Genomic DNA, 25,575 nt, shown 5'->3' with positions numbered 1-25,575 from the left:
GCTCCTTCGCCGTCGGGTGCTGCTTGGTGCAGCATCGACAACTACGACCCCGGTCGTGCCGGCAGATGAGGGCTCTACCTTAAAGATCCTTAAATCGAGGACGGCGGTCGATGCGCAGGTCGCGTTCGAGTTCGGCGATCATCGTGCGCAGGTCGTCGAGGCGCTGGCTGACCAGGATGCGGTCGATGTCGTCGGGCACGCCGTCCTCGTCCTCGTCGGCGCCCAGGCTCTCGGTCATCTCGAGGCGACGGGCCTCCTCCATCGAGTTGACGATGACGGCGACGAGGATGTTGAGCAACAGGTTCACGGTGATCAACACGTAGCTGACGTAGTACACGAGCGTCCACGGGGACAGCTCCATGCCCTGCTGGATCAGGTCGGGCAGCGTTTCCAGCGAGAGCAGCACGAACAGCGTGAGCACGGCCCGGCCGATCGTGCCGTAGTCCTCGGGGTAGACCTCGCCGAAGATCAGCCAGCCCGCCATGCCGTACACGTAGAACGTGACCAGGGCGAGGGCGAGGAAGCCGCCGACGCCGGGCAGGCTGCGCAGCAGCGCGGTCACGATCGTGCGCAAGCCCGGCGAGAAACGGACCAGCCGCACCACGCGGGCCATGCGGATGACGCGCAGCGCGACCGTGTCCCCGTGCAGCCCGGGGATGAAGACCGCGGCGATGACGATGAAGTCGAAGACGTTCCAGCCGTGCTTGAAGAAGTCCTGTGGACGGCGGCCGTAGGCGAGGATCCGGATGGCGATCTCGGTGACGAACACGAACCGGAAGAACCACTCCAGCAGGTGCAGGTACGGCGCCGAGGCGACCAGGTGCGGATAGGTCTCGACGCAGAGCAGAACCGCGTTGGCCCCGATCATCACGACGATGGTCACTTCGAACGCGCGCGAGTCGACGATCCGGGAACAACGGCGGGCCACGCGGGTCAGGTCGGACATCGAGACAGCGTACGAAGAACGACCTCGGTCAGCGGCGGTGCGGGCGGTCGTCGCGGTCGGGACGCATGATCATCGTGGCGTCGAGGTCGTGGTTGGGGCGCGGCTCGCGCACGGCGCGCAGGACCGTGGTGGCGTCGTTGTCGCGCTGGCCGAGCAGACCGTTGAGACCTACGTCGGACGCGTCGGAGCGGCGGTCGCGGATCACCGGGAGCACCATGGTGGCGTCGGCGTCGGGGGGCCCGAGACGGTTGGACCGCAGTCGCTGCCAGACGAAGTATCCGATGCCGATCACCACGCCGGCGATGACGATCTTCTGGAAGACGCCGGCGTAGCCCTCGACGCGATGCCAGTTCTCGCCGAGGATGTAGCCCGCCGTCACGAACAGCGTGTTCCAGATGAAGCTGCCGAGGGTGGTGAGCACGGTGAACTTCCAGAAGCTCATCCGTTCGACGCCGGCCGGCAGCGAGATGAAACTTCGGAACAGCGGCACCATGCGCCCGAAGAAGACCGCCTTGGTGCCGTGCTTGGCGAACCATTCCTCGCAGCGGTCGAAATCCTGCACCTTGACCAGCGGGATCAGCCCGACCAGCCGGCGGGTGCGCTCACGGCCGAGCAGGGCGCCGGCCCAATAGACGATGATCGCGCCGACGACCGAGCCCAGCGTGGTCCAGAAGAGGGCCTCGGGCAGGCTGAACACGCCCCGGCTGGCCGAGAAGCCGGCCAGCGGCAGCACCAGCTCGCTCGGGATCGGCGGGAACAGGTTGTCGAGGCCGACGATCAGGGCCGCGCCCACGCCACCCAGTGAGTCCATGAGGCCGACGGCCCACCCGGTCAGCCCGCCGGACGTCTCGGGGGCGGCTTGAGCGAGCACGGACACGAAAACTCCTCGAGCAGGTTCGACGGCAGGACCCCCAGCAGTATCGACGGCTGCCCTGAGAATTGCCTGTCAGCCCGGGCGGCTCACAGAGGGTGTGCTGTGCGTCTCTCGGTGTCGTAGGTGCGGGCGGCCACGAACGACCCGGACATCGGGGGCACCGCGGTCAGCAACTGCAGGGCGGCTGCTTGTGACGACGGTGGCACGCGCAGGGCCAGGCTGAGGTGTGGCACGAACTCTTCCGGCGAAGGCCAGCCGCCCACCGACGACCATACCGCCTCGTGCAGCGCCCGCAAGGAGGGCGACGGCTCGATCGCCCACACCAGTGCGCGGCCCAGAAGGCGCACCTCGGTGAGCGTCGCTGCGATGGGGAGCGGCAACGGCGGGAGGCCGGACAGCGATGAGGCGGTCACGACGGTGAGATGGGGGCGATTCGTCCCGTGGGCGTGGGTGGCCAGGCTGGGGAGCCCGGCCTTCTGCAGCCGGGCCCAGAGCTCGCGTACGCGGGAAGCCGGCTCAGCCGAGGGCAGCAGTTCGACGGTGTGCACGGCTCAGAACGCGTAGCGGACGCGGCAGTACGGGAGCCGCTCGCCGATCAGGTCGACCAGAGCGTTGACGTACTGGCCCTTCGAACCGGTGCGATAGCGGACGTTCAGCGAGCCGTTCTCGGAGCGCTTCACCTGTTGCAGCTCGGGACGCCACAGCAGCTCTTCCGCCTTCGGGTGCCAACCCAGGTTGACCTGGTGCAGGTCGCGGTTGTGAGTAAGGAAGATCACCTCGGCGGCCAGTTGGGCGCGAGCGGCCGGACCGAGCGCCGCGTCCAGCTCCGCCAGCAGCTCGGCCCAGGAGGCGAGCCAGCCGTCGCGGACCACGACCGGGCTGAAGTTGACGTGCACCTCGTAACCGGCCTCGACGAAGTCGTTGATCGCGGCCATCCGCTGCGCGACCGGGGTCGTACGGATGTCGAGCAGTTTGGCGTCGCGGGCGGGCATCAGTGAGAAGCGGATCCGGGTGCGGCCCTGCGGGTCCCAGGTGAGCAGGTCGCGGTTGACGTGCTTGGTGGCGAACGAGGCCTTCGCCGTCGGCATCCAGCGGAACTGTTCGACCAGGTCGCGCACGTTGTCGCTGATCAGCGCGTCGACACTGCAGTCGGAGTTCTCGCCGATGTCGTAGACCCAGGCGTGCGGGTCGCACTCGTTCGGGGCGGGCTTCGGGCCCTGGCGGGCGGCGTGCCGACCCACGTACGCCAGGATCTTGTCGATGTTGGCGAAGACCGTGACCGGGTTGCTGTAGCCCTTGTGCCGCGGCACGTAACAGTAGGCGCAGGCCATCGCGCAGCCGTTGGCCGTGGACGGGGCGATGAAGTCGGCTGACCGCCCGTTGGGACGGGCGGTCAGCGTCTTCTTCACGCCGAGGACCAGCGCCTCGCGCTTGATCCGCACCCACCGGTTGACGTTGGTCTCGTCGCCGTAGAGCTCGTCGATGCGCTGGTGGCTCTCGACCTCGACCACCTCGGCGCCGGGGAAGCGGGCTAGCACCTCACGGCCGCGGGGGAGCGCGGCCGCCGCCGGCTCGGCGTAGATGCGGCGGATTTCCAGCAGGTCAGCAGTCATGTCACGACCAGATTAGGTCAGCGGCGGGGCTCCCAGCGGAACAGACGCGCGGCGAGGGCCACGGCCACCACGACCCAGGCCAGGGTCGGCGCGAGCAGGATCACCGAGGCGCTGCCGTTCCAGGCGTCGACGACCATCTCGGTGGCCGCGCCGCCCGGCAGCAGCCGCTTGAGCAGGGTGAGCTCCTCGGTGCCGCTGATGCCGACCCAGCTGGCCACCGCGATGACCCCGAGGCTGACCGGCAGCGTCGTCACCTGGGCGTGCTCGGGCGAGTTGGTGAGCCCGGCCGTGGCCAGGGCCAGCCCGACCATCATGGCCACGATGGCCACGGCGGCCGGCGCCAGCAGGGCGATGCTGCCGGGCTTGCCGCTCACCGCGCCGAACACGGTCAGGATCGCGGTGATCTGGACCACGGAGAGCACGGTGACAGGCAGCAGCAGCCCGCCCAGGATGCTCCTGTCATCGGCCGCGGTGGAGCGCAGCCGCTTGAGGAACAGGTTCTGCCGGCGGGAGGCCAAGGTCGTCACCGCGGTCGTGTAGAGGCCGAACGCCCCGACCGTGAACATGACGATCGCCGCGATGTAGCCGAGGCTGCCGATCGTGGCGAACGCCTCGTGGCGGTAGATGAAGAACGCGCTGACCGCCACCGGCATGATGAAGCTGGTGACCAGCACCAGGCGGTTGCGGAACATCTGGATGAGCTCACTGCGAGCGATGGCGAACATGAGAGCCCCCTAGGCTTCGATGGAGCGGAAGACGTCGTCCAGGCTGGTCGGCCCGGCGGACAGGTCGCGGAGCTCGACGCCGTTGTCCTGCGCCCAGCCGAGCAGCAGGTGCAGGTCCTTCTGCAGCTCGAAGGTCTCGATGACCACGGTGTTCCCGTCGGCCGACGAGGGAAGCGGCAGCGCCGGCCCGTCCGGGAACGCGAACCGGATGTGCGAGGGCAGAGCGCGGGTCAGGTCGCCGACCGTGCCCTGGCGGCGGAAGACGCCCTGGTGCATGAGACCGATCCGGTCGGCGCGCTGCTGCGCCTCCTCCAGATAGTGCGTGGTCAGCACGATGGTGGAGCCGTTCTCGCGGAGCCGGTCGACCGACTCCCACAGGGCGTCGCGGGACTGGATGTCGAGACCCGTGGTCGGCTCGTCCAGGAAGATCAGCTCGGGCGTGCCGTACACGGCGGTGGCGAAGTCCAGGCGGCGCTTCTCACCGCCGGAGAGCTGCGAGACCAGAGTGCCGGCCTTGCGGGTCAGCCCGACGACGTCGAGCACCCGGCCGACATCGTCCGTGCGACCGGTGAGCTGCCCGATCAGGCGCACCGACTCCCCTACGGTGAGATCGGGGGAGAAACCGCTCTCCTGGAGCATGATGCCCATCCGGGGACGCACGGCCTTGCGGTCGCGCGGGCTGTGGCCGAAGACGCGTACGGTGCCCGAGGTCGGCTCCCGGTGCCCCTCGATCGTCTCCAGGGCCGAGGTCTTGCCGGCTCCGTTCGTGCCGAGCAGCGCGTACAGCTCCCCGGGGCGCACCTCGAACGACAGATCCTTCACGGCGTGGAAGTCGCCGTACTTGAGGTTCAACTTCTCGACTTCGATGACTGGCGTGGACATGACTCGATCACACCAGCGGATCCGCGCGCCGGTCAGTGCCGCCGTGTCACGACCCCGTATGACGTGGTGTCACTGTGCGACGCCCCCGAAGGTCCGAATACTGGGGGTGTGAACTCCCACGCGCTGCAGCTCACCGAGGCCACCCAGGGCCGGCTGCGGCGACTGAACCTGGCCACCGCGCTGCCGCCCATCATCCTCGCGGCCGTGGTCGTGGTGATGGTCGACCTGCAGGTCTGGTGGCACGCCTTCATCCTGGCGCCGGGCGCGGCGGCGGCGGTGGTCGCGTTCGAGCGGTGGACGGCCAACGACGTCGGCCGGGTCGCGGTCCCGTGCCTGATCATCGGCGCCGTGGTGTGGCCCCTCGGGGCGCTCGTGATCGACAGTCCGAACGCGTGGTGGGGGGTCGCGAGCGTGGGGTCGCTGGCCATTCCTCGGCTGCCCCGCCTGCGGTACGCGGCGGGTGTCGCGCTGGTCGGCTACGTCGGCGCCGTCGGGGCGCTGCGGCTGCTCGTCGAGCCCGGCGACGCGCAGAAGTACATCCTGATCCCGGTCGGCGTCACCGCGCTGATCATGGCGCTGTCGTACGTCGGCGAGCGGTTCTACGACATCGTCCAGGAGCTCGAGGTGTCCAAACAGCGCGAGGCCGAGCTGGCCGTCATCCGCGAGCGCGTCCGGTTCGCCGGCGACCTGCACGACATCCAGGGCCACACGCTGCACGTGGTCAAGCTGAAGGCGGCGCTCGCGCAGAAGCTGGTCCGAGCCGATCCGGAGCGGGCCGAGGAGGAGCTGCGCGAAATCAACCTGCTCGTCAGCGACACCATCAAACAGACCAAGGAACTGGCGTACGGCCAACGCCGGCTGAACCTGACGGCCGAGCTCGAGAACGCCAAGAACCTGTTCGAAGCGGCCGGCATAGCAGTCCGGATCACCCGCGAGGCCGAGGCGGACGCCCGCACCGCCGAGCTGCTCGGCCAGGTGCTGCGGGAGACGACGACCAACATCCTGCGCCACGCCCAGGCCACCCAGGTGCGGATGACGCTCTCCGCGGACGGCATCACGATCGTCAACGACGGGGCGCGGGGCGAGACGCTGCCCGAGTTGCGCGGGCTGTCCACGCTGCGGCGCCGGGTGGCCGAGGAGGGCGGCGAGCTGACGGTCTCGCTGCGGGAAGGGGAGTTCGTGACGGCGGCGGTGTTCCGATGACGACCGTGGTGCTGGCCGACGACGAGGCGTTGCTGCGCAAGGCCCTGGCCGCCCTGCTGCCGCTCGAGGGCGACATCACGGTGCTGGCCGAGGCGTTCGACGGTGCTTCCGCCGTACGGGAAACGCTCGCCCACTCCCCCGATGTGCTCGTCATCGACCTGGAGATGCCGGGGGTGGACGGGTTGGGCGCGGTCGCCGAGATCCGCCGCAGCCGGCCCGAGCAGGTGATTCTCATGCTGACCCGGCACGCGCGTCCCGGCGTGCTGCGCAAGGCCTTGAAGCTGGGGGTGCAGGGCTTCGTCAGCAAGGCGGCCGAGCCCGCCCACATCACGTCGGTGATCGCCACGCTCCACGAGGGCCGGCGCTGGATCGACCCGGATGTCTCCGCGCTCGCCGTCATCGACGACTCCCCGCTCACCGAGCGCGAGGCCGACGTGCTGCGGGTGACCCGCGACGGTTACTCGGTCGCCGAGATCGCCACCCGGCTGCATCTGGCTCCGGGCACCGTACGCAACTACCTGTCCAACGCCATGCGGAAGACCCAGACGCAGACCCGCCACGACGCGGCCCGCTACGCCCGCGAACACGACTGGCTCTGAGTTCGTCCTACGAGGGGAAGACCATGTTGATCGTCGAAGACCTGATGTTGCTGCTGCTCGACGACGAGACCGGCACCCCGGCCGCCGCCGGCACGCTCCCTTACACGCTCGGCGGCGCTGTGCTCGTCGAGTTGGCGCTGCTCGGGCGCATCGAGACCGACGGCAGCAAGGTGCACGCCGTGGGGGACGGGCCGCTGCCCGACCCGCTGCTGCAGGACGCGTACGACAAGGTGGCCGAGAAGCCCCGCGGCGCGCAGACTCTGCTGCTCACGATCGGCTCGTCCCTGTGGGACCCGGTGATCGACCGGCTGCTCGAGCGCGGCCTGATCCGGCGCGAGAAGAAGCGCGTGCTCGGCCTGTTCCGGATGACGCAGCTGCCCGCGGCCGAGCACGAGCACGAGGCCGCCGTGCGCGCCAAGATCCGCGCCGTCCTGGTCGACGGCGCGGAACCCGACGCGCGGACCGCCGCGTTGACGGCGTTGCTGTCGGCGAGCGGCGCCCTGCCGATGCTGCGACCCCAGCTGGCCTGGTCGACCCCCGTCATCGAGCGCGCCAAGGCGCTCGAGCAGGGCAACTGGGGTGCAGACGCGGTGAACACGGCGGTGGTCCGGACCGCGGCGGCGATCGCTGCCTCCACCGCGGTCGTCGCCGTCACGGTCGTGACCGCTCCGTCGTGATCAGTAGCCGACCGGCTGGCCCTGCCGGAACATGACGCACTTGGCCGTGCCCGCCCCGACCTGGGCGCCGAACTGGTCGAAGACGGCCACGGTCAGCCCGTTGTCGGAATACCACGGCGTGGCCGCGCTCGTGCCGGTGTGGACGTAGCCGACATCGGTCCAGGAGCCGTCGCCGGCCCGGGCGACCCGGTGGGTGTAGTCCCAGCCGCTGATGTTGTGGTACTCGAAGGCCGGATCGTTCGCGGTCGCCTGCGAGAGGCTGGTGTACCGGTAGCTGACCGTGTAAGGCCGGCCGGCGCCGTCACTCCCGCCGAGCTGCCCGTTGATGCCGGCGGCGGTCGCGGTGTAGGTGCGAGTCCCGGGGTCGCAGGTGAGGGTGACCGTGGTGCGCCGGTCGACGTCACAGGCCCCGGTCCGCGTGGTGTAGACGGCGCCGGTGGCCGGGTTCTTGAACGTGACCGTCATGGTCTCGCGGTAGTACTGCGAAGCGGGATTGAAGAGACCAGTGTAACCGGCGGCGTCGATCGTGCCCGAGCTGGTCGTCGTGGCCGTGACGGTGAGCGGCTGGGACATCGGCGTCACGGCGGTCTTGGCGGTGGACGTGACCCGCACACCGCCGGTGCGCTTGAACTCGACCTTCACCGCCTGCGCCGGCGCGCCGGTGAAGAGCTGGCCCGAGATCGAGGTGGTGATCTCGCCGGTGCGGGCGTCGCACACGACGTTCGCGGTCAGCGGGGCCGACGCGGCCGAGGCGGCGGTGGCCGGCACCAGCAGCCCGGTGGCGGCGAGCACGACGGCGAGACAGGCAGTGCGCAAGGTTCTCATGAGTTCCCCCGTGGATCCGGTGTGGACAGCCTCCAACCTATCGACGGACGTGATGGGCCCGCCGGGCGGCCCGGCGGGTGGCACGAACGTGGGACTCGGCGATCACGGGCTGGTGAGGCGCAGCAGGACGGCGCTCTGGCCGGGGCCGTACTTGGCGGAGTAGAGGGCCATCGCCCGCTCGCGTGTCTCGATGGCGGCGTCGGCCAGGACGTAGCGCTGGTGGCCGTCGCTCACCTGGTGGTCGGGGTGGAACGCGTACGGGAGGGCGGCCGGGTGGACGTCCACCCAGTGCTCGCCGTCGTGCAGTACGTAGCGCAGGTCGTGCTCGACGGTCTCGTCGCCGATCGTGAACCGCAACGGCATGCGGTAGTGCTCGGGGATGTCACGCAGGCCCGGGGCGTTCCAGCGGGTCGTGAAAGCCTCGAGCGCGAGCCCGCCGACGTCGCCGCGCACCCGCACCTCACGCTGCAGGTTCTCGCTCATCCGGCGGTCGCGGAACAGGCCGTACGAGAGCCAGTCGTCCACCCGGTAGAAGGCGTGCGCCGGGCCGACGGGGCTGATCCGCACCTGGAACAGCGACCGGTGCCGTTCGGGCAGCTCGTGCCGGAACTCGTCCAGCCGCTCGATGTTCTGCCGCATCAGCGCCAGCGCGTCGGTCGGCGTCACCTGCCGGGCGCGCTCGGCGGCATCGGACGAGGACGGGTCGGTCAGCAGGATGCGGAAGCGCACCCCGCGGTCGAGGGCGGCCCGGACGGCGGCGGTGAAGTCCGCCTCGTACGCGGGCTCGAGCAGTCCCGTCCAGTGCTTCCAGATGTCGACCTGGTCGGTCGCGCGGTCGATGAGCCGGATCACCTCGCGGTAGTCGAGCCGGTTGCGCCACCGGACGGCGTTGCGGTTGAGCGAGAGCACCAGCGGCTGCAACACCAGCACCGCCAGCACCAGATCGAACAGGTTGGCGCCGATGCTGATCCGCAGCTCGTCGCCGAAGCCCTCGTTGTGCCGCAGGGGATAGAGCAGCACGAAGCTGCCGAGCAGCAGCACGGCCCCGATGCCGACGTACACGTACGAGAGCCGTCGCATCCCCCCATGGTGGCAGCCAGCCACAACCGTCGATTCCTAACCTCGGGCGGCCGATTGCCGATGCGGAAGGGGACGTGAACCGCGCTCGCCCGAGAGGTTATGGATGACCACCGATACCCAAGCACGACCGGCGCGCCCGCCCGGGGCGTCGCCGGCCCCGACCGGGCGCTGGTGGGCGCTGGTCGTCCTCGCGATGGCCCAGCTGATGGTCGTCCTGGACGCCACCATCGTGAACATCGCGCTGCCCACCGCCCAGGCCGACCTGGCGTTCTCAGACGCCGACCGGCAGTGGGTCGTGACCGGCTACGCGCTCGCCTTCGGCAGCCTGCTGCTGCTCGGCGGCCGCCTGTCCGACTTCTTCGGCCGCAAGCGGATGTTCCTCATCGGCCTGGTCGGGTTCGCCCTGGCCTCGGCCCTGGGCGGCGCCGCCGACGGCCTCGAGATGCTGATTGTCGCGCGGGCCCTCCAGGGCGCGTTCGGCGCGGCCCTGGCCCCGGCTGCCCTTTCGCTGCTCTCCACGACCTTCACCGAGCCCGCCGAGCGCGGCAAGGCCTTCGGCATCTTCGGCGCCATCTCGGGCGCCGGCGGCGCGGTCGGCCTGCTGCTGGGCGGGGTTCTCACCGAGTACGCCTCGTGGCGCTGGTGCCTCTACGTCAACCTGGTCATCGCGGCCGTCGCCGTGGCCGGCGCGCTGACCAAGCTGTCGGACGAGCCGGTCCGCAACCGGGCCCGCATCGACATCCCCGGCGTGATCACCGCTGTCGTGGGTCTGGTCGGCCTCGTCTTCGGCCTCGGCAAGGCGGAGACCGACGGCTGGACGTCGGCCGTCACGCTGGTGCCGATCATCGGGGGCGTCGTCGTGCTGATCGCCTTCGTGCTGATCGAGCTGCGGGTGCCGCATCCGCTGCTGCCGCTGCGCGTCGTGCTCGACCGCAACCGCGGTGGCTCGTACGCGGCCATCGGCATCGCCGGCGCCGGGATGTTCGGCATCTTCCTGTTCCTCACGTACTACCTGGTCGGGAACCTCGGTTTCACGCCGGTGCAGACCGGCCTGGCGTTCCTGCCGATGCTCGGCGCCATCATGCTCTCGGCCACCACGGCCGGTTCGATGCTCACGCCGCGGGTCGGTCCCCGTCCGCTGGTCCCGGCCGGCGCGCTGATCGCCTCGGCCGGCATGGTCTTCCTGACCCGGCTCGACATCGATTCGACGTACGCCTCGGGCGTGCTCCCCGGCCTGCTGATCATCGGTCTCGGTCTGGGTCTGGTCTTCGCCCCCACCCAGAACGCGGCCACCAGCGGTGTCGAGCACGGGGACGCCGGCGTCGCCTCCGCGATGATCAACACGGTCCAGCAGATCGGCGGTTCGATCGGCACGGCCCTGCTCAGCTCGTTCGCCGCGACCGCGGCCACGAACTACGCGACCTCGCACGCCCGCTCGCCGCAGGTCGCCCTCGAGGCGTCGCTGGCCAGCTACCACACGGTGTTCTGGTGGTCGGCCGGCCTGTTCCTGGCCTGCGCCGTCGTCTCGGCCCTGCTGTTCCGCACCGGCCCGCTGGACGTCGACCCGGACGCCCCGCGCGCCATGGCTCACTGAGCTCCGTACCGGAACGCCCCGGCCACCACAACGGTGGCCGGGGCGCCCGTGTTTCCCGGCACTATCGAGTGGCGATGTGAGTACTCTCAGCTAGGCGTGGTAATAATGTCCGTCGATGGACGGGGATGCGAAGTGGCAGCGATGGCGGCGCGAGATCTTCGCCGATTCCGCGGGGGAACCCGGGTTCGGGGCTCTTCTCGAGGCCGCGCGGCGCGAGCCCAAGGTGGTCGAGCGCATGCTGCGGGCGGGGCTGGCCGAGGGGGACTCGGTGGCCGCGCAGTCGTTCATCGCGCTGGCCGCGGCCGGTCTGGCGCCGGCCGACGCCGTCAGCATCCTGCGGACGGCGCTGATCCGCGCGCAGGATGAGTTCCGCATCCGGGTGGCCGAGGGGCTCTACGCGCTGACGCGTGATCCCGGCTGGGCCACGCCGGTCGCGGGCGTGCTGGCGGGCGCGCAGTCCGAGTCCGTACGCCTGGAGGCCGCGATCGCCCTGGGTCGCTTCCCGCCCACCACGGCGTCGGTGCGCGCCATGGTCGCCGGCGTGCAGGACCAGGAATACCTGGTGCGCTACCACGCCGCCAACGCACTGCTGCGCTGGGCGGGCGACCGCCGCCCGGTCGACGACGTGCCCGCCCTCCTCGACATGATCACCGGCCCGGCCGAGGCCGGCTGGCGGGCCGCGGCCGACGAGCTGACCTCAAGACTCCGCGGCTGAGGTCGTCCCACGCTGCCGCGGGGCGCCGAGCCCCTTGGAGGCGCGCCACTGGATGTGCTCGGACGAGAGGGCGTTCTCGGCCTGGTCGACGAACCGCGGCCAGTCGTCCTCGGTGACGGTGTCCAGCTCGTCGGCGATGAGACCGAGCTGGTGGGCCGTCCGTGCGTAGGCGCGCTGGTTGTCGCCGTAGCTGCGCGCCTGCATCCAGGCCGCGAGCCCGGCGGCGGCTGCGCTGAAGACACCCAGCAGGTCGATGTCGAGCAGGCCGAACGCCTTGAACGCGGCGCCCACGACACCGGCGAACTCGAGCGTGATGGCGATCCCCGTGAAGGTGTTCTTCCGCTGCTCGTTGATGTCGGCCTTCCGGGCGTGCCAGAGCCGCTGCTCCTCGACCCGGCCGTCGCGGTAGTCCTGCCGCCGCTGAGTGAACGGCCTGCCGCGCAGCTCCCGCATCCGGTCGGTGATCTGTTTGGTCGGCGCCCCCACGCGGGGGGCAGGCAGTTTGTCCAGCTCGATTCCCTCGGCCAGCTGGGACCGGAAAGCCCGGTCGGCCGCCTCCTCGGTCGGGCTCGGCGGGAAGGGGTTGCCGCCCGCGACGTACCGCCAGGTCAGTGTCTTGACGAACTCGCTCGCGGTGCGACCGTCGTACCAGCGTCGCGCCGGATCGGTCGTCTGCAGATAGGTGCTCATGCCCAGCGCCACCACGAACGACAGGAGGCCGAGCAGGCCGAAAAGGTCGAGTGAGCCCGCCTCGAGCGACCAGGCGCCGCCGACCGCGGCCGCGAACAGCGCGCACAGCCGCAGCCGGGTCGCCCGGACGAACCGGCGCTGGCCGGCCAGGCTGTCGGCGTCAGCGGGGTAGTACAGGGCGGGATAGTCGATCTCGAAGCTCAAGTGGCTGTCCTCCTGACCTGCATCGTGGTGGCACTGTCCACAACGGGCAAGCCCCGATCGGGGGAACGGCCGTCGATCCCGCGGACCGTCCTCGTTGACCGAATGTGGATGACGAGGAGTACGAACACAACATCGGGCCGGGCACGACCTTCGCGCTGATCGCCGGTCTGATCGTCTTTTACGGGCTGTTCATCGCGGTGGCGCTGGCCCGAGGGTAGCTCGCATCCACCTTTGTAGATGCGAAGTGCGGCTCCACGTGGTACTCCGAGAGGAGCGCTCAGCGAGGAGGCGGTCATGTCGGTGTCACCACAGAGGTTCGGCCGGGGATCGGGGGTCTTCCGGCGCAAGCCCGTCGACGACGTCACCGACGAGCAGGGCACCGACCTCCATCGGTCGCTCGGGCTCTGGCAGCTGACCGCGATCGGCGTCGGCGGCATCATCGGCGCGGGCATCTTCGCGCTGGCCGGGGCGGTGGCCAACGAGACGGCCGGGCCCGCCGTGCTGTTCTCGTTCCTGATCGCCGGCATCGCCAGTGCCGCCGCCGCCCTGTCGTACGCCGAGTTCGCCGGCATGATCCCGCGGGCGGGCTCGGCCTACACGTACGGGTATGTCGTGCTGGGCGAGGTGGTGGCCTGGTTCATCGGGTGGGACCTGCTGCTCGAGTACACGGCGATCGTGTCGGTGGTGGCCATCGGCATCAGCGGCTACTTCTCGTTCCTGATGGCCGACCTCGGTGTCGACCTGCCGGCCTGGATGCTCGGCGCGCCCGGCACCGGCGACGGGCACGTGATCGACCTCTTCGCCGTGGTGTTGTGCCTGCTCATCGCGTACCTGCTGAACCGGGGGATCCGGGCCGCGGCCCGGGCCGAGACGGCAGTGGTGATTCTCAAGGTGGCCATCGTCCTGCTGGTCGTCGTGGTCGGCGCGTTCCACATCACCCGCTCGAACTACGACCCGTTCTTCCCGTTCGGCTGGAGCGGCGCGATCACCGGCGCGGCCACCGTCTTCTTCGCCGTCTTCGGCTACGACGCGATGAGCACGGCGGCCGAGGAGTCCAAGGACGCCCGCCGCCATCTGCCCAAGGCCATCATCTACTCGCTGATCATCTCGATGGTGCTGTACGTGCTGGCGACGCTGGTGCTGACCGGCATGCAGAACTACCGCGAGATCGACCCGGAGAGCGGCTTCTCGACCGCGTTCGCCTCCGTCGGCCTCTCCGGGCTGGCCGACGTCATCGCGGTCGGCGCGATCGTCGGCATCCTCACCGTGATGTTCACCTTCATGCTGGGCGTCACCCGCGTCTGGTACTCGATGAGCCGCGACGGCCTGCTGCCGGCCTGGTTCGGCAAGCTGCACCCCGAACGCCGGGTGCCGACCCGCGTGACCTGGATCGCCGGCATCGCCTCGGCGGTCATCGCCGGCTTCCTGCCGATCCGCGAGGCGGCCGAGCTGACGAACATCGGCATCCTGCTCGCCTTCGTGGTGGTGTGCATCGCGATCATCGTGCTGCGCTACCGGCGGCCCGACATCCCGCGCACCTTCCGCCTGCCGCTGATGCCGATCATCCCGGCCGTCGGCGTGGTCTTCTCGATCTGGCTGATCACGTTCCTCGACCCGGTGACCTGGTTGCGCTTCGCAGCCTGGTTCCTGCTGGGCCTGCTTCTGTACTGGTTCTACGGCCGCCACCACTCCAAGCTGAACGACCGCTGACCCGGTCCCGTGCTGGTTCCGCGGCTCGCCACTGCTCCGAGCTGAACGGCCGCTGACCCGGCCCGATCCGCGCTGAGTCTGCGGCCGCCGTCACGACAGGCTGAGCTATTGCTGACCCGGTCCGGTCCCGCGCTGAGTCTGCGGCCGCCGTCACGACAGGCTGAGCTACCGCTGACCGGTCCGATCTCGTCCTGGTTTGCGGCCGCCGACCACGTCGTGGCCAAATACCGTTCCCCCGTATGTATACAGTCGTTTCCTAACGGCGTATGTTTACGGCCGTATATATATGGAGGGGCGCGCCATGGAGATCACCGAAGTGGTATTGCCCGGCATCGTCGAGCCCAGTGGGCTGCAGCTGCGCACCCGGGAGCTGCCGTCGCCCGGCGCCGATCAGGCGCTGGTCACCGTCGAGGCGAGCGGCGTGTCCTTCGCCGAGCAAGCCATGCGCCGCGGCCGGTACCCGGGCCAGCCGAAGTTTCCGTTCGTGCCCGGCTACGACCTGGTCGGCGTCGTCCACAGCGTCGGCCCCGGGGTCGACCCGGCCCTGGTCGGCCGGCGCGTAGCGGCGATGACCAAGACCGGTGGCTGGGCCAGCCATGCCCTGGTGCCGGCCGGCGACCTGGTCGCCGTTCCCGGCGGGCTCGACCCCGGCGACGCCGAGACGCTGGTCGTCAACGGCTTGACCGCGTGGCAGATGCTGCACCGCACGGCCCGCGTCCGACCCGGGCAGACGGTTCTCGTGCACGGGGCCAACGGCGGGGTCGGGGTCACGCTCGCTCAGCTGGCGCGACTCGACGGCGTCCGCGTCCTCGGCACGGCCCATCCGCGCCACCACGACGTCCTCCGCGATTTCGGCGTCGTTCCGCTCGACCGCGACGACCCGCGGTTGGCCGAGCGGATCCGCGAGCTGGCTCCCGGCGGGGTCGACGCGGCCTTCGACAACCTCGGCGGCGAGCACCTGAGCCGGGCCTGGCGCCTGCTGGCCCCCGGCGGCGCGCTGGTCAGCTACTCCATCGCGGCCCACCAGACCGGGCCCATGGTGCCCGCCTTCCTGGTCACGCTGGCCCGCCTCGCGATCTGGAACGTCCTGCCCAACGGCAAGCGCGCGTCCTTCTACGACGTTTGGGCCGGCCGGCGGGACCTCGCGGCGTTCCGGGCCCGTACGCGGGAGGATCTGACCACCGTGCTGTCGTTGCTGGCCGAGGGCCGGATCGTCGCGCAGGTGGCTGCCCGGGTGCCGCTTGCCCGCATCGGGGAGGCCATGACGCTGGCCGAGGCGCGAACCGTGCCCGGCAAGGTGGTCGTGGTGCCCGCGTAGTGTCGGCCGAATGACGTCCCCCAGCACCCGGGCCCGCAACCGGCGTGGTGAAGGCGCCCGCCTGCGCGACGACATTCTCGCCGCCGCGGCCGCGATCCTCGACGAGACCGGCGACGGTCAGGCCGTCACGTTGCGCGCGGTCGCCCGGCGGGTCGGCATCTCGGCGCCGTCGATCTATCCGCACTTCGGCGACCGCGACGCCATCCTGCTGACCCTCACCCGGCAGGCGTTCGCCGAGCTCACCGAGCGTTTGCGGGCGCCCGGGGGAGTGGACGCCCGGGAGCGGCTGATCGGGGTGTGCGACGCGTACCTGAACTTCGCCGCGACCCACCCCGAGCGTTACCGCATCATGTTCGGCGGGGTGTTCGACGGCGCCCGGGCGGTCGCGGCCGGGTCACTCACCGTGGAGGAGGCGACGGGGCTGGGCCGCGACGCCCTGCAGGTGGTCGTGGACAGCCTCGACGCCTGCGTGCAGTCCGGCCAGTCGGCCAGCAACGACACCTTCGCCGACGCCGTGGCGCTCTGGCTGGGCCTGCACGGCCTGGCCCATCAGCGGGCGGTCATACCTGGCTTCCCCTGGCCGGCTGACATCACCGACCGGGTGGTCCGGCCGCTGGCCCGCCTGGCTGCCTGACGCCTGCGCCGTCAGGGCGCGAGACGCTGGGCGACCGTCCACAGGTCGGGCTGCCGCTCCGCCTCGACGACACAGCGGGCGAACAACCACTGCCGCACCCGGTCGGGGTCCAGTCCGAGCAGTCCGGCCATCCGGCCGGCGAATCCGCCCGGGTCGGCGGCCAGGCGGTCGGGGAAGTTGAGCATGTGCTGGATCGGGTCGTAGGCGGGGTCACCGACGTACGGCTTGGGGTCGACGACCAGCCACGGCTCGCGTTCGGCCCGCAGCACGTTGTCGGGGTGCAGGTCGGTGCAGAGCAGCACCTCGCGATCGGCGCTGCCGGCCAGACCCAGCCACAGATCGAGGCCGGCCCGGGCCAGACCGGGATCGGGCAGCTTCTCGGGCGCGACGCTCCTTCCCCACGCCTCGGTCATCGACTGCAGCGGCCGGAACCCGCTTCCCGGCGGTGGCGTCATCCACAGGCGGGGGAGCAGCTTCGCCACCACCTCGTCCCGCTCCACCGGCGGCAAGGACGCGGTCAGCGTGGTTCCGGGCCGGCACGCCTCCAGCAGCAACGCGTCGGTCGGCCCGAAGCGTTCCGCGCGATACACCCGTACGGCGCCCTGCCCGTCCCAGACCCGCAGCCCGGCCGCCTCGTCCCGGGCCTCGTAGTGCGCCCAGCCGACCTTGAGCACCCGCCCGTCCGTCGTCGGCGCCACCCACGAGGCCGTGCCGCCGGGCTGATAGGGCCGCGCGACCTCGACCCCCCAGCGTTCGCAGAGCCCGGCCACCACCCCGGGCAACTCGCCGGCCCACCGGTCGAACGGCTCGTGCTTACCTATGGTCGTCACCAGGTTGGCCGGCATCTCGAAGTCGGTCATGCCCCGTATGGTGCCGAGGCGCACCCCGATCGTGCGACCGCAATTCCTACGAGCGCCGCAAGCCGCACAGCGGCGCCGCGACGCCCGGCTGCCCGCACACCGCGCGGCACAGCAGTGACAATTCGGCTGTCGCGTTGACCTCAGGCCACTGCCCGCCGTGCCGATAGCCTCCTAGTGAGCCAGCACAGGTCTGTCCTTCGGACAGCGCGGCGCGATCCCGTGATGATCGCGGCCGTGCTGTGGATGCTGACCGGCTGCGTCGTGTTGTTCGCGCTCTCCGGCCACGCCAACGCGCAGGTGCGCACCTTCTGGATCTTCCAGCCGCCGCTCGACATGCTCCTCGCCTACTCGTCGTGGCAGGTCGCGCGGCGGGCGACCGGCGCCCTGCGGCGCTTCTGGCTGGTGCTGGCCCTCGTCGGGGCGCTGGTCACCGTCGGCGACACCGTGCAGGTCGGGGTGGCCCTGGCCGGGAAGGGCCAGTGGTCGACCTCGGGCGGGATCATGCAGACGATCTGCTTCACCGTCGCCCTGGTCGCCCTCATCGTCGCCATGCTGGCCCATCCGATGCCCGGGCGGACCCGTCGCGAGCAGGTCGCCTTCTGGCTCGACTCGGCGACGGTGCTCGTCGCCGGGGCCGTGGTCACCTGGTGCTTCCTGGCCGGACCGGACGACGTGCTGAACACGATGGTCACCGGCGCGGTCGTCCTCACCGCGGGCTTCGCCGCGGTGAAGCTCGTGCTCAGCGGCAACGCGCCCATGCACAAGGCCGTGGCCGGGACGCTGGTCGCCTCGGCGGCCCTGAACGCGATCGGCATCTTCGTGTCGCCGGGCGCTGACGGCCCGATGCCCGCCCACGTCTACGCCGTCCGGTTGCTGCCGTCGCTGCTCGTCGCGATCGGACCGCGCCTGCAGGAGCTGCTGGCGCGCTTCGACGAGAACGCGGCCTTCGGCGCGCGCCGCCGCAAGTCCTACAGCCTTCTGCCGTACGGGTCGATCGCCGTGGCCTTCGCGGCCGTGCTCACGGTTATCCCCGAGGGTCCCCACGCCCGCCTGTGGGGAGCGGTGACCGGGCTCGGGTTGATCTTCGCGCTGGTCGTGTGCCGCCAGCTGTCGGCCTTCCACGACAACAAGCGGCTGATCGACCAGCTCGACGCGACCCTGGCCGACCTGCGGGAGCACGAGGCGCGCCTGCGGCACCAGGCCCAGTCCGACGGACTGACCGGGCTGGCCAACCGCACCTGCTTCCACGAGGAGGTGGCAGCCGAACTGGCCGCCGCGAACGGCTCCCGCCCGACCTCAGTCATGATCATCGACCTCGACGGCTTCAAGGCGGTCAACGACACGCTCGGCCACGCGGCCGGCGACACCCTGCTGGCCGGGGTGGCCGACCGGCTGCGCGTCGCGGTGCGAACCGGCGACCTGGTGGCCCGCCTCGGCGGCGACGAGTTCGCCGTCCTGCTGCGCGACTGCGGCACGAGCGGCGCCTCGCAGACGGCCGACCGGATCCTGGACGAGCTGGCTTCGCCCATCGCGTACGAGGGTCAGGCGGTGCGCGCCCACGCCAGCATCGGCATCGCCTGCGCCGAATCCGGCGACGACACCAGCAGCCTGTTGCGCAGCGCCGACCTGGCCATGTACGCCGCCAAGCACGCCGGCAAGGGCAGCTGGAAGTGCTACGACCGCCCCGATCGGGCGCTGCGGGTCCACCCGGTCGCGGCCGGCCCGGGCCACGCGCGACGGAACGCCGACTGACTCCGGGAAGTCGGCATGCCCGCGCGGGCGGCTGTGGCGTGGGTTCTCAGGCCACCGCTCGACCGGCCAGGAACGTCTCGGCCTGCCGGTGCAGGCGGACGGCGCCGGTCGCGGAGGACCAGCGGGAGATCTCTCGGGCCAGGGCAACGGATCCGGCCTCGTCGCCGGTGTCGCGGGCCATGACGGCCAGCAGCATCTGCTGGGCGAGTGTGGCGCCGACAGCGCCCGAGCCGGCGGCCAGGGCCGTGGCCCGTTCCCAGCGTTCGCGGGCCCGGGTGAGGTCACCGCCATCACGGTCGTGATCGCCCAGGTGCCGCAGCGCTTCCCAGGTCAGCGGGTCGTCGCCGCCGGTTTCGCCGGCGCGCAACGCGATCGCGTAGTGCGGTGGCGCTGCGGCGCGGTCGGCGAGCAGGTTGTCGAGGATGAGGCCGTGGTACATGTGGGCCCACCCGGCACGAACCGCGTCGGGGGCGTCAGCCGCCAATGTTCCGGCCCGCTGGTCCAGCTCGGCCAGCAGCGCCGGATCCTTGCCGTCCGGTCCGAACGCGAACTCACCGCCGGCCAAGAGCTGCGCGAAGTAATCGAAGCGCAGGCGCAGGAATCGCACATCCCAGTCCGGCCCGCAGATCCGCTCGGCGATGGTCAGTCGTGCGCCCGCCTCGCTGGTGCCCGTTCGCATGTCGAGTTCCATCGCCACCTCAGCCGCGGCCAGGGCGATCCGAGGGTTGTCCGCGTCGCCGGCGTCGAGCAGTCGCAGGGCGCGCATGCCGCGCCCGGCCCGCGCCAGTTCCCGTGCCGCGTCCGGGATTTCATCGAGTAGCGTCATGCCGCGACGGTAGTAATGCAAAAAACTATCCACAAGAAAACTACTTTTGGCGATGGGCCTGCGACGGGCCTGCGACGGGTCTGTGGACGGTCTGCGACCGGCGTGCGACGGGCCTGCGACCGGCCTGTGGCCACACAGCGGTTCGTGGCGGTGGTCCTCGACGGGTGGATTGGTAGCGGTGCGGCGATGTGGGCGTGGGCGACCGTGGGCCGGTGGCTCGATGTCCGGCGCGGGTGTGCCGCCCGCGACGAAGCCGATGGCGTGGCGAAGGGAGCGTGTGGCGGTGGGTGGGGATGAGGGGATCGGCGGCCACGAGCGGGATTCGGCAGACCGGCACATCGACGCCTGGGGTGACGAACTGCCGTGGCTGGATCCGGTGCAGGAGGCGATCATCGTCCGGTTGGCGGTGCTGGGACGGCATCTCACCCAGGCTCGGCGGGCGGCGCTCGCCGGCGGCGGTTTGGAGCACGGGCAGTTCAAAATCCTGCTGGCGTTGCGGCGGGGCGGTTCCCCCTATGTGGCGAGCCCGTCGGAACTGGCGGACCGTCTGGGCCTGACCCGGGGCGCGCTGTCGGCGCGACTGGGCCCGCTGGAGCGAGCGGGCCTGATCGAGCGCGACGCGGAGCCGGGCCACGACCGCCGCCGGGTGCGAGTGCGGCTTACCGCAGCGGGCGACGCCGCGTTCGAACGCCATGCGGTCACGGAGAATCAGGGCGAGGCAGCACTGCTGGCCACACTCGACCCGGACGAACGTCGCACCCTGGCCGACCTGCTGCGCAAGCTGGTGATCGAAGCTTCCCGGTGAACGGTCAGCGCGGCGCGGCGGGCGTCGAGCCGGCACGATCGCGGGTTCGACCCAGGACGGTCCAGCGTGGAAAGGTCCATCGTCGGGCCGCGCTCGGCGTTGTCTGTCCCGGTGACCGCTGCGGCCCGGGCCAGAACGGACAAGTCGACCGGCTCGGTCGGCGGGCGGTCGTCGGAAGAGCCTGCCGGACGTCCGATGAGCAGTGAACGCGGCCGGTTTGGTCCAGCACCGTCGCCGGCTCCGACCGGGACGGTCCAGCCTGCGAACGTCCATCGTCACGCGCGTTCGACGCCGTCGGGTCCCGGTGGCCGCTGCGGGCACGGGCCGGGGTGGACAAAGTCGACCGGCTCGGTCGGCGGCCGGTCGTCGGGAGATCCGGCCGGTCGGGCCGACGGTAGTAGCTCCTCGACGCGCAAGCCTCACAAGCACCCGCTACTCAACGCCGCCAACCCGGTAGCACCGAGGTAGGCCGGTCGGCTCGGCTTGACGCGGTGCTACTGGCGTGGATCCGTTCAGGGTGAAGGTCGGCGGTGCTGATGGCGCGGATCAGTCGCCGGGAGGCGTTCGATGTGCAGGCCGTCGGGGCGGCATCATGGTGGCGCCGATGAGTGCCAGGGGTCGCTGTTCAGGCTGTGGCTGGCGGGGTGGGGGTGCTGGTCGCGCCGATGAGTGCCAGGGGCGCTGTTCAGGCTGAGGTTGGCGGGGCGGCGTTGCTGGTGGTGCCGATGAATGGCACGGGGCGCCGTCCCGGCTCGGGGCCGGTGGGGCGGCGCTGCTGGTGGCGCCGATGAGCGCGTTTCTGCGTGGAGTTGCGGGGTGGCGGTGCGGGTGGTGCCCATGAGCGCAGGGGGCGCTGCTTCTGCGTGGAGTCGCGGGGTGGCGGTGCGGGTGGTGCCGATGAGTGGCAGAAACGCTGTCAGGGTGAGGTCTGCGGGCCAGTGCTGGTGGCGTGGATCAGTCGCAGGGGGCGCTGTTCAGTGTGAAGGCCGTCGGGGCGGCGTTGCTGGTGGTCCAGCGGCCGAGGAGGCCCGCGGTGACGCTGCCGCCGGAGGCGATTCGGGTGTTCCAGCGGGCGGCGGTCACGGTGACGTTGCGGCCGGACTGGGCGAAGGTGGCGTTCCAGGAGGATGCGACGCGCTGGTCGCCGCCGGTGGGGAAGGCGAGCGTCCAGCCGTCGACGGCGGCCGGGCCGGTGTTGGTGATGGTCACCTCGGCTGCGAAGCCGCCGGGCCACTCCGCGGTGGTGGTGTAGGTGACCCGACACGTCCGCGCCGGCGGCGGGGTCGGGGTGGTGACGGTCGGGGTGACGGGGTTCGAGGCGATCGAGACGTTGCCGGCCGCATCCCGGGCCCGCACGTAGTAGGCCCGCAGGCTGGTGCCGCCGCTGGTGAGCGGGGCGGCGAACTCGGTCGCGGTGGTCGTGCCGACGATCGTCGAGGTGAACCAGCCGTCGAAGAAGTAGACGTCGTAGCCCGCCACGGCGGTGTTGTCGGTGGACGGCTCCCAGTCGAGGGCGAAGCCGTCCGCAGTCACCCCGGCGATCCGGAGGCCGGTCGGGGCCGAGGGCGGTGTGGTGTCACCCGTCGTGCCGGCCGGCGTGACGACCACGACTGCCGGTGGCGAGGTGGAGATGCGGCCGTCGGCGCCGCGGGCCAGCACATAGAAGCTGTACTGGTGGGCCGGGCGGATGCTCGCGGTGATGGTGACCGTGGTGACGTTGCCGACCGACTGCGACCAGTAGAGGTCGTTGAACGCCTGGTGGTAGTTGACGGCGTAGCTGTCGACCGGGCTCGATCCGGGATGCGACGCCGTCCAGGACAGGGTGACCGAGGTCGGCGTGATCCCGGTGACGCGGAAGTCCGCCGGCGGGAACGGCGCCTGGCCGTTCGTCGGCGTCGGCGGGGCAGGCGTCGACGGCACCGCCTCCGGCTGCGCGGCGCCCCGATCCGCGGCGGCCAGTCCGGCTGTGTTCGGGCGCGGGGCGGGCGCGAAGGCGGTCGCGGCGGCCACTCCTGCTGTGTTCAGGTGAGGGGCGGGCGCGACGGCGGTCGCGGCGGCCACTCCTGCTGTGTTCAGGTGAGGGGCGGGCGCGGCGGCGGTCGCGGTGGCCGGGCCGGTTGAGGCGGTGGCCAGGGCCGCGGTGGTGACAGCAGCGGCGAACAGCGTGCGGATCGGGGTCCCCATGGAGCCGACCGTCCATTACGCATTGATGATTGTCAACGCCTACCGATGGGTCACCGCTGTTTGCGCCGGTCTGGGTAGGCTGCCGCTCATGATCAGAGCGACCCGACTGGCCGAGGGCGACCTGGTCGCGCTCGTGTCGCCGTCCGGGGCGAGCGAGGCGGGCCGCATCGCCGCCACCGTCTCGGCCCTGGAGAGCTGGGGACTGCGCGTGCGGCTGGGCGCGCACGCAAGTGGGCGGCACGCGTTCTTCGCCGGCCGTGACGACGAGCGCCTGGCCGACCTGAACGACGCGCTGCGGGACCCCGCCGTCCGCGGCGTCTTCTGCCTGCGCGGCGGTTACGGCATGCAGCGGATCGTCGACCGGGTCGACTTCGCCGCCGTGCGTGCCGACCCCAAGGTGGTGATGGGCTTCTCCGACGTCACGGCGCTGCACGCGGCGCTGTGGCGGGAGGCCGCGCTGGCCACCGTGCACGGTCCGACGGCGGGCCAGTTCGACCGCGGTCCGGCGTCCCTGACCGTCAGGGCCGCCCGGCGTGCGGTCACCTCGGACGAGCCGGTCACGGTCACCGCCACCGCCGACGAGCCCACCTACGCCGTGCGTGTCGACGGCGTTGCCGGCGGCACGCTGCTCGGCGGCAACCTGGCCATGCTCGCCGGCACGGTCGGCACTCCGCACGCCCTGGACCTCGACGGCGCGATCCTGCTGCTGGAGGACGTCGAGGAGGAGCCCTACCGCGTCGACCGCATGCTGGTTCACCTGCGCCGCGCCGGCTGGCTCACCGGCCTGCGCGGAGTCGCCCTGGGTCAGTTCACCAACTGCGTCGACACCAACCCGAACTACCCTCCCGTCATCGACGTGCTGCGCGAGCAGCTGACCTCACTGGGCGTGCCCGTGCTCGGTGGCCTGTCGATCGGTCACGGCGCCGAGCAGGTCGCCGTCGGCCTGGGCGTCCCCGCCCGCCTCGACGCCACCGCGGGAACCCTCGTGGTGGAGCCGGCCGTCACCTGACCGTCCGCTATTTCTCGGCCCAGACGCCGAGTTCGTTGCCGCTGGGGTCGGTGAACTGGAAACGGCGGCCGCCGGGGAACTCGTAGGGGCCCTCGACAACCCGGCCGCCCGCGGCCCCGACGGCCTCGACGGAAGCCTCGAGGTCGGACGAGAACAGCAGCACGAGAGGCCCGCCGACGCCGACCGGCTCGCCGGCGCGGAGGCCGCCCACCTCGCCCTCGGCGCTGCCGGCCCGCCGGATGCCGGCGTACTCCGGCCCGTAGTCGTTGAACTGCCAGCCGAACGCCTCGGCGTAGAAGCGCTTGGCCGCCGCGACATCGCCGACCGTGATCTCGACGTAGTCGATGGTGTGGTGCTGGTGCGTCGTCTGCTCAGTCATGCCCGGCATTCTGCGCGCGGGGTACGACACTTTTCCCAGCCGGAAGAGCGGCGACGGGTGGACGCGGCCGTGCCCGCCTTGCCCCGCCCGCGATCATCGCTAAGCTGAGCCTCACCTAATTTCGAACGTGAGGCTCGATCCGTGCCATTCGCCGTACCGCCGCCGCAGCTCATCATCGGGAACGTCCTGCCGACGATCCCGGAAGCCGCCGAGGCCGGAAGCTGAGCGTGTCGTCGCGTGAGGTGACGGCGGGTCCCGCTGCGGCCGGACCTCCGCCGGTTCCCGTTCTGTCGCCACCCTGGAGCGTCCGTGTGCTGACCGCCGGCGACGAGGACGCCGGGCTGGTCAGCCGATGGATGGGTGAGCCGCACGTCGAGCGTTTCTGGGAGCAGGCGTGGTCGCCCGGCCGGTGGGCGGAAGCGCTGGCCCGGCAGCTCGCCGGCGACTGCTCGAGGCCACTTCTCATTTCGTACGAGGGACAGCCCTTCGCCTACGTCGAGATCTACCGGACGCCGCGCGACGTGGTCGGCCTGCACTACGACACCGACCCGCACGACCTGGGGGTGCACCTGGCGATCGGCGACCAGGAGCGCACCGGCCGGGGCGCGGGCCGGACCATGGTGGTCGCGATCGCCGAGGGCCTGGCCCGCGCCGACCCGTGCTGCCGGCGGTTGCTGGCCGACCCCGACGAGCGCCACGCCATGGCCCGCCGCATGTTCCTGAGCGCCGGTTTCCGGTTGCTGAGCATCAGCGATCTCGGCCACAAGCGGGCCGCTTTGCACGTGCGCGATCTGCGGGGGCAGACTGCTCAACATGATCACTGAGGTCCTGCCGGTCGGCCGCACCGGCTGGGCCGAGCGGTTCGACCACGCCCCGAGCGACCTCTTCCCGCAGGAGGAGGCACTGGTCGCGCGGGCCGTCGAGAAGCGCCGCCGCGAGTTCGCCACCGGACGGTGGTGCGCGCGGCGGGCGCTGGCCCAGCTCGGCGTGGCGCGGGCGCCGATCCTGATGGGGGAACGTGGAGCGCCCGGGTGGCCGCCCGGCATCGTCGGGTCGATCACGCACTGCCCGGGCTACGCGGCGGCCGTGGTGGGGCGGAGCGACCGGGTGGCGACCATCGGGGTCGATGCCGAGCCCGACGAACCGCTGCCGGAAGGCGTACTGGGCGAAATTTCGCTGCCCGCCGAGCGTGACCGGCTCGCCCGGCTGGCGCCCGATGGGGTGGCCTGGGAGAGGCTGCTGTTCTGCGTGAAGGAGGCCGTCTACAAGGCGTGGTTCCCGCTCACGCAGCGCTGGCTCGACTTCACCGAGGCCGACGCCGACCTGCGCCCGGACGGCTCGTTCACCGTGCGGCTGCTGGTCGACGGGCCGGTGAGCGGATTCCGGGGTCGCTGGCGGGCGGAGCACAACTTACTGGTCGCGGCGATCGTCATGCCCTCAGCTGAGGCCCGGAGCGGCCGATAGGACGATC

Annotated in this window: 26 protein-coding genes; 13 read left to right on the top strand and 13 right to left on the bottom strand. The window is 71.2% G+C overall.

What is annotated here, in order from left to right:
• Positions 1-79: 79 nt before the first annotated feature.
• The 6 genes from KXC43_RS06395 to KXC43_RS06370 all read right to left on the bottom strand — a co-directional run bounded on the left by KXC43_RS06395 (position 80) and on the right by KXC43_RS06370 (position 5,040).
• The gene (locus KXC43_RS06395; RefSeq protein ID WP_221375002.1) at positions 80-946 is read right to left on the bottom strand and encodes an ion transporter; all 867 of its coding nucleotides are present in this window, start codon (positions 944-946) and stop codon (positions 80-82) included.
• A 28-nt stretch (positions 947-974) separates the two neighbouring features.
• Positions 975-1,823, bottom strand: a complete 849-nt coding sequence (locus KXC43_RS06390) for a DedA family protein (RefSeq protein WP_308128982.1) — start codon at positions 1,821-1,823, stop codon at positions 975-977.
• A gap of 83 nt (positions 1,824-1,906) precedes the next feature.
• Positions 1,907-2,368 carry a 2'-5' RNA ligase family protein gene (locus KXC43_RS06385; RefSeq protein WP_221375001.1) on the bottom strand — a complete coding sequence of 154 codons (462 nt, stop codon included), beginning with the start codon at positions 2,366-2,368 and terminating at the stop codon, positions 1,907-1,909.
• A gap of 3 nt (positions 2,369-2,371) precedes the next feature.
• Entirely contained in the window at positions 2,372-3,433 is a 1,062-nt protein-coding gene (locus KXC43_RS06380; RefSeq protein ID WP_221375000.1) for a spore photoproduct lyase family protein, read from the bottom strand.
• Between the two features lie 17 nt (positions 3,434-3,450).
• Positions 3,451-4,158, bottom strand: coding sequence for an ABC transporter permease (locus KXC43_RS06375; protein ID WP_221374999.1), 708 nt, complete (start codon positions 4,156-4,158; stop codon positions 3,451-3,453).
• A gap of 9 nt (positions 4,159-4,167) precedes the next feature.
• Positions 4,168-5,040 (bottom strand): ABC transporter ATP-binding protein, encoded by an 873-nt coding sequence (locus KXC43_RS06370; RefSeq protein WP_221374998.1) that lies wholly within the window; start codon positions 5,038-5,040, stop codon positions 4,168-4,170.
• Between the two features lie 108 nt (positions 5,041-5,148).
• Between KXC43_RS06370 and KXC43_RS52610 the strand changes: the two genes are divergently transcribed.
• From KXC43_RS52610 to KXC43_RS06355, 3 genes are read left to right on the top strand one after another with little or no spacing between them, the layout of a single operon-like run.
• Entirely contained in the window at positions 5,149-6,243 is a 1,095-nt protein-coding gene (locus KXC43_RS52610; RefSeq protein WP_221374997.1) for a sensor histidine kinase, read from the top strand.
• Complete coding sequence (locus tag KXC43_RS06360) at positions 6,240-6,842, top strand: response regulator transcription factor (RefSeq protein WP_221374996.1); 603 nt, start codon at positions 6,240-6,242, stop codon at positions 6,840-6,842. The genes KXC43_RS52610 and KXC43_RS06360 overlap by 4 nt, the downstream gene beginning before the upstream one ends.
• Positions 6,843-6,865: 23 nt before the next feature.
• Positions 6,866-7,519 (top strand): GOLPH3/VPS74 family protein, encoded by a 654-nt coding sequence (locus KXC43_RS06355; protein ID WP_221374995.1) that lies wholly within the window; start codon positions 6,866-6,868, stop codon positions 7,517-7,519.
• On the opposite strand, the gene KXC43_RS06350 is transcribed toward KXC43_RS06355, so the two are convergent.
• Both KXC43_RS06350 and KXC43_RS06345 read right to left on the bottom strand, forming a co-directional pair.
• Entirely contained in the window at positions 7,520-8,344 is an 825-nt protein-coding gene (locus KXC43_RS06350; RefSeq protein WP_221374994.1) for a hypothetical protein, read from the bottom strand.
• Positions 8,345-8,446: 102 nt separating this feature from the next.
• Positions 8,447-9,424 (bottom strand): phospholipase D-like domain-containing protein, encoded by a 978-nt coding sequence (locus tag KXC43_RS06345; RefSeq protein WP_221374993.1) that lies wholly within the window; start codon positions 9,422-9,424, stop codon positions 8,447-8,449.
• 103 nt (positions 9,425-9,527) lie between these two features.
• On the opposite strand from KXC43_RS06345, the gene KXC43_RS06340 reads away from it, so the two are divergent.
• Both KXC43_RS06340 and KXC43_RS06335 read left to right on the top strand, forming a co-directional pair.
• The gene (locus KXC43_RS06340) at positions 9,528-11,018 is read left to right on the top strand and encodes an MFS transporter (RefSeq protein ID WP_221374992.1); all 1,491 of its coding nucleotides are present in this window, start codon (positions 9,528-9,530) and stop codon (positions 11,016-11,018) included.
• A 115-nt stretch (positions 11,019-11,133) separates the two neighbouring features.
• A complete protein-coding gene (locus KXC43_RS06335) occupies positions 11,134-11,733 on the top strand; it encodes a HEAT repeat domain-containing protein (RefSeq protein ID WP_221374991.1) in 600 nt (199 codons plus the stop codon).
• Here KXC43_RS06335 and KXC43_RS06330 read toward each other — a convergent pair.
• Entirely contained in the window at positions 11,716-12,627 is a 912-nt protein-coding gene (locus KXC43_RS06330) for a DUF4231 domain-containing protein (RefSeq protein WP_221374990.1), read from the bottom strand. The two genes, KXC43_RS06335 and KXC43_RS06330, sit on opposite strands and share 18 nt — an antisense overlap.
• Before the next feature lie 294 nt (positions 12,628-12,921).
• Here KXC43_RS06330 and KXC43_RS06325 point away from each other — a divergent pair, with 294 nt between their 5' ends.
• The 3 genes from KXC43_RS06325 (at position 12,922) to KXC43_RS06315 (ending at position 16,289) form a co-directional block, all read left to right on the top strand.
• Positions 12,922-14,337, top strand: coding sequence for an amino acid permease (locus tag KXC43_RS06325; RefSeq protein WP_221374989.1), 1,416 nt, complete (start codon positions 12,922-12,924; stop codon positions 14,335-14,337).
• Between the two features lie 301 nt (positions 14,338-14,638).
• Positions 14,639-15,655 (top strand): medium chain dehydrogenase/reductase family protein, encoded by a 1,017-nt coding sequence (locus tag KXC43_RS06320; RefSeq protein ID WP_255643617.1) that lies wholly within the window; start codon positions 14,639-14,641, stop codon positions 15,653-15,655.
• Positions 15,656-15,665: 10 nt separating this feature from the next.
• Positions 15,666-16,289 carry a TetR/AcrR family transcriptional regulator gene (locus KXC43_RS06315; RefSeq protein WP_221374987.1) on the top strand — a complete coding sequence of 208 codons (624 nt, stop codon included), beginning with the start codon at positions 15,666-15,668 and terminating at the stop codon, positions 16,287-16,289.
• Positions 16,290-16,300: 11 nt separating this feature from the next.
• Here KXC43_RS06315 and KXC43_RS06310 read toward each other — a convergent pair whose 3' ends face one another.
• The gene (locus KXC43_RS06310) at positions 16,301-17,149 is read right to left on the bottom strand and encodes an aminoglycoside phosphotransferase family protein (RefSeq protein WP_221374986.1); all 849 of its coding nucleotides are present in this window, start codon (positions 17,147-17,149) and stop codon (positions 16,301-16,303) included.
• 222 nt (positions 17,150-17,371) lie between these two features.
• Here KXC43_RS06310 and KXC43_RS06305 point away from each other — a divergent pair, with 222 nt between their 5' ends.
• Positions 17,372-18,901 (top strand): GGDEF domain-containing protein, encoded by a 1,530-nt coding sequence (locus KXC43_RS06305; protein ID WP_221374985.1) that lies wholly within the window; start codon positions 17,372-17,374, stop codon positions 18,899-18,901.
• A gap of 46 nt (positions 18,902-18,947) precedes the next feature.
• Here KXC43_RS06305 and KXC43_RS06300 read toward each other — a convergent pair whose 3' ends face one another.
• On the bottom strand, positions 18,948-19,727 hold the full coding sequence (locus KXC43_RS06300) for a hypothetical protein (protein ID WP_221374984.1): 780 nt from the start codon (positions 19,725-19,727) through the stop codon (positions 18,948-18,950).
• A 220-nt stretch (positions 19,728-19,947) separates the two neighbouring features.
• On the opposite strand from KXC43_RS06300, the gene KXC43_RS06295 reads away from it, so the two are divergent.
• Positions 19,948-20,532 carry a MarR family winged helix-turn-helix transcriptional regulator gene (locus tag KXC43_RS06295; protein WP_255643616.1) on the top strand — a complete coding sequence of 195 codons (585 nt, stop codon included), beginning with the start codon at positions 19,948-19,950 and terminating at the stop codon, positions 20,530-20,532.
• Between the two features lie 954 nt (positions 20,533-21,486).
• Here KXC43_RS06295 and KXC43_RS06290 read toward each other — a convergent pair.
• A complete protein-coding gene (locus KXC43_RS06290) occupies positions 21,487-22,716 on the bottom strand; it encodes a cellulose binding domain-containing protein (protein ID WP_221374983.1) in 1,230 nt (409 codons plus the stop codon).
• Between the two features lie 88 nt (positions 22,717-22,804).
• Here KXC43_RS06290 and KXC43_RS06285 point away from each other — a divergent pair, with 88 nt between their 5' ends.
• Positions 22,805-23,725 (top strand): S66 peptidase family protein, encoded by a 921-nt coding sequence (locus KXC43_RS06285; protein WP_221374982.1) that lies wholly within the window; start codon positions 22,805-22,807, stop codon positions 23,723-23,725.
• A 7-nt stretch (positions 23,726-23,732) separates the two neighbouring features.
• On the opposite strand, the gene KXC43_RS06280 is transcribed toward KXC43_RS06285, so the two are convergent.
• Positions 23,733-24,104 (bottom strand): VOC family protein, encoded by a 372-nt coding sequence (locus KXC43_RS06280; protein WP_221374981.1) that lies wholly within the window; start codon positions 24,102-24,104, stop codon positions 23,733-23,735.
• 311 nt (positions 24,105-24,415) lie between these two features.
• On the opposite strand from KXC43_RS06280, the gene KXC43_RS06275 reads away from it, so the two are divergent.
• Entirely contained in the window at positions 24,416-24,928 is a 513-nt protein-coding gene (locus tag KXC43_RS06275) for a GNAT family N-acetyltransferase (RefSeq protein WP_308128981.1), read from the top strand.
• Entirely contained in the window at positions 24,918-25,568 is a 651-nt protein-coding gene (locus KXC43_RS06270) for a 4'-phosphopantetheinyl transferase family protein (RefSeq protein WP_221374979.1), read from the top strand. The genes KXC43_RS06275 and KXC43_RS06270 overlap by 11 nt, the downstream gene beginning before the upstream one ends.
• Positions 25,569-25,575 lie beyond the last annotated feature (7 nt).

This window comes from Paractinoplanes polyasparticus (assembly GCF_019710575.1).
Classification (GTDB): Bacteria; Actinomycetota; Actinomycetes; order Mycobacteriales; family Micromonosporaceae; genus Actinoplanes; species Actinoplanes polyasparticus.
Note: the sequence above shows the minus strand (reverse complement) of the source record. Positions and strands in the feature narration are given on the sequence as shown.